Source organism: Sphingopyxis sp., assembly GCF_036402335.1.
Classification (GTDB): Bacteria; Pseudomonadota; Alphaproteobacteria; order Sphingomonadales; family Sphingomonadaceae; genus Sphingopyxis.
Genome location: NZ_DASWTD010000214.1, coordinates 1 through 5,836, shown reverse-complemented (window position 1 = coordinate 5,836; position 5,836 = coordinate 1). Strand labels below are relative to the sequence as shown.

At 66.8% G+C, this 5,836-nt stretch carries 11 protein-coding genes; 6 read left to right on the top strand and 5 right to left on the bottom strand.

Features of this window, described 5'->3' with window-relative positions:
- Nucleotides 1-184, bottom strand: a 184-nt coding sequence (locus tag VGD20_RS06730) for a hypothetical protein (RefSeq protein WP_331133713.1), incomplete at its 3' end; no start/stop codon positions are given.
- A gap of 17 nt (nucleotides 185-201) precedes the next feature.
- On the opposite strand from VGD20_RS06730, the gene VGD20_RS06725 reads away from it, so the two are divergent.
- Entirely contained in the window at nucleotides 202-378 is a 177-nt protein-coding gene (locus tag VGD20_RS06725) for a hypothetical protein (RefSeq protein WP_166939431.1), read from the top strand.
- A 92-nt stretch (nucleotides 379-470) separates the two neighbouring features.
- Here VGD20_RS06725 and VGD20_RS06720 read toward each other — a convergent pair whose 3' ends face one another.
- Complete coding sequence (locus tag VGD20_RS06720) at nucleotides 471-608, bottom strand: hypothetical protein (protein ID WP_331133712.1); 138 nt, start codon at nucleotides 606-608, stop codon at nucleotides 471-473.
- A gap of 110 nt (nucleotides 609-718) precedes the next feature.
- On the opposite strand from VGD20_RS06720, the gene VGD20_RS06715 reads away from it, so the two are divergent.
- Nucleotides 719-1,306 carry an alpha-ketoglutarate-dependent dioxygenase AlkB gene (locus tag VGD20_RS06715; protein ID WP_331133711.1) on the top strand — a complete coding sequence of 196 codons (588 nt, stop codon included), beginning with the start codon at nucleotides 719-721 and terminating at the stop codon, nucleotides 1,304-1,306.
- Nucleotides 1,307-1,340: 34 nt separating this feature from the next.
- Here VGD20_RS06715 and VGD20_RS06710 read toward each other — a convergent pair whose 3' ends face one another.
- Together VGD20_RS06710 and VGD20_RS06705 are read right to left on the bottom strand one after the other, a co-directional pair.
- The gene (locus VGD20_RS06710; protein WP_166939424.1) at nucleotides 1,341-1,613 is read right to left on the bottom strand and encodes a hypothetical protein; all 273 of its coding nucleotides are present in this window, start codon (nucleotides 1,611-1,613) and stop codon (nucleotides 1,341-1,343) included.
- Entirely contained in the window at nucleotides 1,613-1,792 is a 180-nt protein-coding gene (locus tag VGD20_RS06705; protein ID WP_331133710.1) for a DUF3606 domain-containing protein, read from the bottom strand. The genes VGD20_RS06710 and VGD20_RS06705 overlap by 1 nt, the downstream gene beginning before the upstream one ends.
- 95 nt (nucleotides 1,793-1,887) lie before the next feature.
- Between VGD20_RS06705 and VGD20_RS06700 the strand changes: the two genes are divergently transcribed.
- The 3 genes from VGD20_RS06700 to VGD20_RS06690 all read left to right on the top strand — a co-directional run bounded on the left by VGD20_RS06700 (nucleotide 1,888) and on the right by VGD20_RS06690 (nucleotide 3,992).
- The gene (locus tag VGD20_RS06700) at nucleotides 1,888-2,109 is read left to right on the top strand and encodes a hypothetical protein (RefSeq protein ID WP_331133709.1); all 222 of its coding nucleotides are present in this window, start codon (nucleotides 1,888-1,890) and stop codon (nucleotides 2,107-2,109) included.
- Entirely contained in the window at nucleotides 2,106-2,912 is an 807-nt protein-coding gene (gene xth / locus VGD20_RS06695; protein ID WP_331133708.1) for an exodeoxyribonuclease III, read from the top strand. The genes VGD20_RS06700 and xth overlap by 4 nt, the downstream gene beginning before the upstream one ends.
- A 285-nt stretch (nucleotides 2,913-3,197) precedes the next feature.
- The gene (locus VGD20_RS06690; RefSeq protein WP_331133707.1) at nucleotides 3,198-3,992 is read left to right on the top strand and encodes a BON domain-containing protein; all 795 of its coding nucleotides are present in this window, start codon (nucleotides 3,198-3,200) and stop codon (nucleotides 3,990-3,992) included.
- 311 nt (nucleotides 3,993-4,303) lie between these two features.
- On the opposite strand, the gene VGD20_RS06685 is transcribed toward VGD20_RS06690, so the two are convergent.
- A complete protein-coding gene (locus VGD20_RS06685; protein WP_331133706.1) occupies nucleotides 4,304-4,882 on the bottom strand; it encodes a DUF4142 domain-containing protein in 579 nt (192 codons plus the stop codon).
- A 177-nt stretch (nucleotides 4,883-5,059) separates the two neighbouring features.
- Between VGD20_RS06685 and VGD20_RS06680 the strand changes: the two genes are divergently transcribed.
- Nucleotides 5,060-5,743 carry a murein L,D-transpeptidase catalytic domain family protein gene (locus VGD20_RS06680; protein WP_331133705.1) on the top strand — a complete coding sequence of 228 codons (684 nt, stop codon included), beginning with the start codon at nucleotides 5,060-5,062 and terminating at the stop codon, nucleotides 5,741-5,743.
- The last annotated feature ends 93 nt before the right edge of the window (nucleotides 5,744-5,836 follow it).

Genomic DNA, 5,836 nt, shown 5'->3' with positions numbered 1-5,836 from the left:
AGGGGCGCAGGCGGCCCGCGGCGGCACGAGATTGATCGCACATGGCACCGGCAGACCCGGGGATCTCCGCATGACCCGTGCAGGATCGAAACCCCGGAATATCGCGAAAGTTGCGCCGCGAGATGAAGATAAATTCTCCGGCCGGAACGCAACTTTCGATACCGCTCGCCGGTTTTTTCCGCATCAACGAAGGAGATGATCATGAGCGTCAAAGGACAGATCAAAGAAGCCGCCGGTTATGTGAAGGAAGAAGCCTTCGAGGCCGGCGACAGCCCCGAGGCCAAGCGCAAGGCGCAGGAAGGCCGCGACCTTCGCAACGAAGGCCGCATCGAAGATGGCAAGCCGCCGAAGACCGGCACGCCGGGCACCGAAAACTAGGAATCCTCCGCCACTCCTCCCGTGGCAAACTTGGCCCGCTTCGGCGGGCCTTTTATCGGCCCGCAGACCGCCGCCGCCCCCTCGACGTCGGGTCACATGTCGGTAATGCGGATATCCTCGCGCGCAGGCACATTCGGCACGCCTTCGGGCATATTCACCCTGATATGGAGGTCGTCGAAATTTTCGGCGATCGACGCGACATCGATTTCGAGCCGATAATTTTTACACATCGGCGGTGGTCCGTTGCCCTTGCGACTCCCTACCGTTCCCATTATGTTCCAGACATGGGCATCGCGCCAACGCCTTTCGGGCCGCTGCGCAAGCAAGCCGGACTTCCGCTGTGACCCGGCCCGCCGCAGGGGTACCGCCGCCGCCGCAGGGAGACCTTTTCGGCCCTGCGCTTCTTCCCGGCCTGACATACGCCGACGAGGTCGTGAGCGCGAGCGAAGAGAAGGAGCTTGTCGCGCGCATCGAAACCGCCGGACTGGCGCCGTTCCAGTTCCAGCAATGGGAAGGCAAGCGTCTCACCCGCTCGTTCGGCTGGACATACGACTTCCAGACCGGCCGCTTCGCCCCGGGCGAGCCGATCCCGGACTGGCTCGAGGACGTTCGCGGCCGCGCCGCAGGATTTGCGGGTATCGACCCCGCCTCCCTCGAGCAGGCGCTCGTCATTCAATATGGTCCGGGCGCGGGCATCGGCTGGCACAAGGACCGCCCGGTCTTCGGGCACGTCATCGGCCTCTCGCTCGGCGCGCCCGCGACCATGCGTTTCCGGCGGAGGGGCGGCACCAGGTTCGAGCGCGCGACGGCCGATCTCGCGCCGCGATCGATTTATCATATGCAGGGCGAAGTCCGCGATGACTGGGAGCATAGCATTGCGGCGATGCATGCGCCGCGCTGGTCGGTCACCTTCCGAAGCCTTCGCTGACCGGCCGCCGCGGCCGGCAAGCGGTGCGGCGCGGTCAGTTGTCGGCGATCGTCTCGTCCTCGATCGCCGCGCGGATCATCCGCTCCCAGACGTCGCCGTCGCCGACCGCGAGCATGCGCCCGCTCGGCTCGCGCAGCGTGCGCAGGACGGCCAGGGCGGCGTCGGTATATTCGGGCCAGAGATCGTTGACGGCTTCGCCTGCCGAGGCGAGGTCGCCTTCGGCATTCCGGCTGAGCGCATGACCCGCGAGCGCGCGCGCGATGCGCTCGACGGGCGCGGTCGCCGCGCGATCATGTTCGCGCGCCATCACGGATACCTCAGATAGGCACGCACGGCGTCGACCGAGTTGCCGACCGCGTCGACCGCCTCGCGCAGTTCGTCCTCGCTCACGCCGAGAGTCGCCATCCAGTCGCGGACCTCATGATCTTCACCAAGGCTGATCCGGTCGCGGTCAGGCGAACCGACGCTGTTCATCTTCACGGTCATGCTGCGCTCCTGATTGATGCCCGGTCAACGCCCGCTTGCATAAAGGGTTGCCGCGCCGGGACGGAACGAAGCACGCCTCTTCGAGTAGTGAGGTCATGTCCCGCACCTCCACCCGGACGTCGGCGCCCGCGCCTGTCCCGTCACCGGGACCGGCGGCCCTGCCCGACGCGGTGGCGAGCTCCGGCATCTTCTCCAAGACGGATTTCGACGGTTGCCGCGCGCCGACCATCTTCGGCGAGACAAAGGTGCGTCTGGAGCGCGCCAGCACCGGGCTCGCAGGCCGCGGCGGTGCCGATCGCAAGCTCCCGGGCCTGTGAAAATCGCGACCTTCAATGTCAACGGGATCGGCGGCCGCTTGCCCATCCTCCTCAAATGGCTCGCCCTCGCCGAGCCCGACATCGTCGTACTGCAGGAACTCAAGGCGCCGCAGGAAGCTTTTCCGCGCGCGGCCATCGCGGAGGCGGGGTACCAGGCGATCTGGCATGGCCAGCGCCGCTGGAACGGGGTTGCACTCCTCAGCCGCGTCGGCGAAATCCACGAGACCCGCCGCGGCTTGCCCGGCGATCCAGGAGACGAGCAAAGCCGTTATATCGAGGCAGCGGTCGGCGGCGTGCTGATCGCGGGCCTCTATCTCCCCAACGGCAACCCCCGTCCCGGCCCCAAGTTCGACTACAAGCTCGCCTGGATGGAACGTCTCGACGCGCACCTCGCCACGCTCGTCGACCTCAAGGCACCGGTCGTTGTCGTCGGCGATTTCAACGTCATCCCGACCGACGAAGATGTCTACAAGCCCGAGCGCTGGAAGGACGACGCCCTCTTCGCACCAGAAGCGAAGGCCGCATTCAAGCGCCTGCTCGATCAGGGCTGGACCGATGCGGTCCGCCATCTTCACCCGGATGAGACCCTCTATACGTTCTGGCCTTATTGGCGGAACGCCTTCGCGCGCAACGCCGGAATCCGCATCGATCACCTGCTGCTCAACCCTCTCGCCAAGGCTTTGCTCAAGGCCGCCGAAGTCGATCTTCGCCCGCGCGGGTGGGAGAAAACCAGCGATCACACGCCCGTCTGGATCGAGCTTGCCGAGCCGGCGAAACGCAAAAGCGCAAAGCGAGTCGCGTGACCCGAGCCGATGCCATCCGCCACGAGAAGGACTGCCGCGCGGAGCGATGAACGGCACCCGCCACGCGTGACATAGGCAAGGCTTCGCTCGCCGCGCGGGCTGGTCGCGCGAGGATGCGAGAGCCTGTGCGAGGCGATTTTTCCCGAGGCCGGGCGTATCCGCCGAACGGGCCGTCGCAGGGCGTTCGATTGGGGGAACTTCCGCCAAGCCGACGCGTCAATTCGTCAGGCTTGGGGGTTGCCGCCCCAGGCAACCTGCCCGCCGTCCAAGATGAGGAGACGCAAGATGGACAGGTTTGACGACCGCACCCCGCTCTGGGATTATAGCGACAATCGAAGCCCCGATGACCGCGATGCAGCCCCGCGCTGGGACCGTGCCCGTGCCGAGGAAGCGGCTCGCACCTATGTCGCTGACGAGGAAGGCGACGATCGTTCGCGCGACCGGTACAGCCAGCAGCGCCGGGATCGCGCAAATTATCGCCGCGAAAGCGGCCAGCGCGAGCGCTATGGCGCCGACTACGCGCGCGAGCCGGGTGGTCGCCGCCAGGACTATTATGGCAGCCGAAGCGACTATGACCGGTATCAGGACGCCGCGGGCGACGCGCGCGGCGGCGCCTGGGATCGTTCGGGTTTCGGCTGGCCCGCCGAATTCGGTTACCCGCCCGCACCCGGCTACTCGCCTTATGGGCGCTCGAACCCGACGCGCGAGCGCGATTATCGCTCCGACGAGCGCGGGTTCCTGGAGCGCGCCGGCGACGAAGTCATGTCCTGGTTCGGCGATCGCGATGCGCAACGCCGGCGCGAGCTCGACCACCGGGGCCGGGGTCCCAAAAACTACGCACGATCCGACGAGCGTATCCGCGAGGATGTCAATGACCGGCTGACCGAAGATGTGTGGATCGATGCTTCCGAGATCGAGGTGAGCGTCGCCGATGGCGAGGTGACCCTCGCCGGCACGGTAGAAGACCGCCGTGGGAAGCGCCGCGCCGAGGATATCGCCGACGGCGTCTCGGGCGTCAAACATGTGCAGAATAATCTGCGCTACACCTCGGGCGTCGTCAGCCCGAAGATCCAGAGCTGAGCTCGAGCCTCGAATGAGGGAGCGGGTGGTGGCCCGCTCCCTTTTTCGGTACGCAAGCGATCGGGAGCGCGGCACATATGGGTAGCTCCCGACCCGCCGCCTCTTCACGATCGAAGGCGCGCGCTGGCGCCCCGCTGCCCCGGCTGTATTGCTTCGACGACTCCGATTATCGGAATGGCAGGGTCGACGGCAAAGCCTCTCCTGCCCGGCGGCAACGCGAGCTGCAATCCGAAGAGACGGGGCCGCGGCCCGCGACCGCGACCCCGCAACCGTCCCGCGCCTGGAGGGAGCCCGAGCGCGAGCCGATCGGATCAGCGCTTCGCGGCAAGCTTGCCAAGTTCGGCGCGGTGCGCCTCGACGACCGGCACGATTTCGGAAGCCGCCTTCTTCAGGCTCGGCGTGTCCCCGCTCGCGGCATAAGCCTTATGAAGCGCGAGCGCGGCATCATGCGCGGCCGTCTGGTTTCCGAGATAAAGCGCGTCGATCGAGGCCGCGTCGGCGGCCTTGATGTCATCGAGCATCTTCTGCTGGTCGGCATCGAGCTTCGGCGGGGCCACATCGATCTTCGCCTCGGCCGCCGCGGCCTTCACTTTCGCGGTCGACTTGGCGTGATTGTCGATCATCATCTGCGCGAAGGCCTTCACGTCTGCGTTGGTCGACTTGGCAAGCAGCGCCTTCGAGGATTCGATTTCCCACATATCGCCGGCGCCAGCCTTGGCGATATAACCCGCCGCGTCGACCGGGGTCGCCGGCGTGCCGGCGGGCGCGGTCATTTCGGCGGGAGCAGCCTGATCGACCGTTGCCGTTTCGACGGGAGGCGGTGCGGAGTCGTTGTTCGACCCGCAAGCCGCCAAAAACACGGCGAGGCTGAGAACAGAGGCGTTTTTCATCGGGATTCTCCAAGACAAGTCGCCCGCCCCGCGATGATCCAGCAACGTGGCGCACGGGAGGAGGTTCCCCCGCCGGAGCGGTCGTCCGCGAACGGTTCGGCCATGCGCGCGCACGGTGCGGCGCGTCCGGCGCCTGGCGGGCCTTCAATCGCTCTGCCGGTCGCCTATATGAAGCCGATGACCGACCTGCCCTTTCGACCGGGCCGGCGAACCCTGATGATGTCGGGCGCAGCGGTAGCGGCCAGCCTCCTGACCCGCTCGACCGCGGGACCGCTTTCGAGCGTTTTGCCGGAGCGACCCGTTGCCGTGGCTCCGTCGCCGCGTCCGCAAACGCAGAGCATCAGGGACGCCGCACTCGATCCGCAGCTGCTGCGCAAGGCGCTTGCAGCGCTCGACAGCCACGCTGGCACGATCCGGCACCGCGACCGCATCGCCATCGTCGATTTTGCGGCGCCTTCGTCCGACGCGCGTTTCCACTTCCTCGACGTGGCGAGCGGCCAGGCGTCGCGGCTGCTCGTGGCGCACGGAAGCGGATCCGATCCGCGGCATACGGGCTGGGCCGAGCGCTTCTCCAACGCGTCGGGATCGAACGCGTCGAGCGAGGGTGCGTTTGTGACCGGCGACTATTATGTCGGCAAGCATGGCCGCTCGCAGCGGCTCGCCGGGCTCGACCCGACCAACGATCATGCGATGGAGCGCGCGATCGTCATTCACGGCGCCTGGTACGCCGATGAGACCATGATTGCGGCGCATGGCAAATTGGGACGCAGCCAAGGCTGCTTCGCGGTGGGCGATGCGTGCCTCGACGCGGTGTTCGACCATCTCGGGACGGGCCGGCTGCTGTACGCGGCCCGCGCCTAGGCAAATCGCCGACAATATATCACCCGGTTCGCGACCGCGCCGGAACGCCGCCTCCGCTCACGGGTTATCTCTTCAGGCCGCCGAGGAGATTTG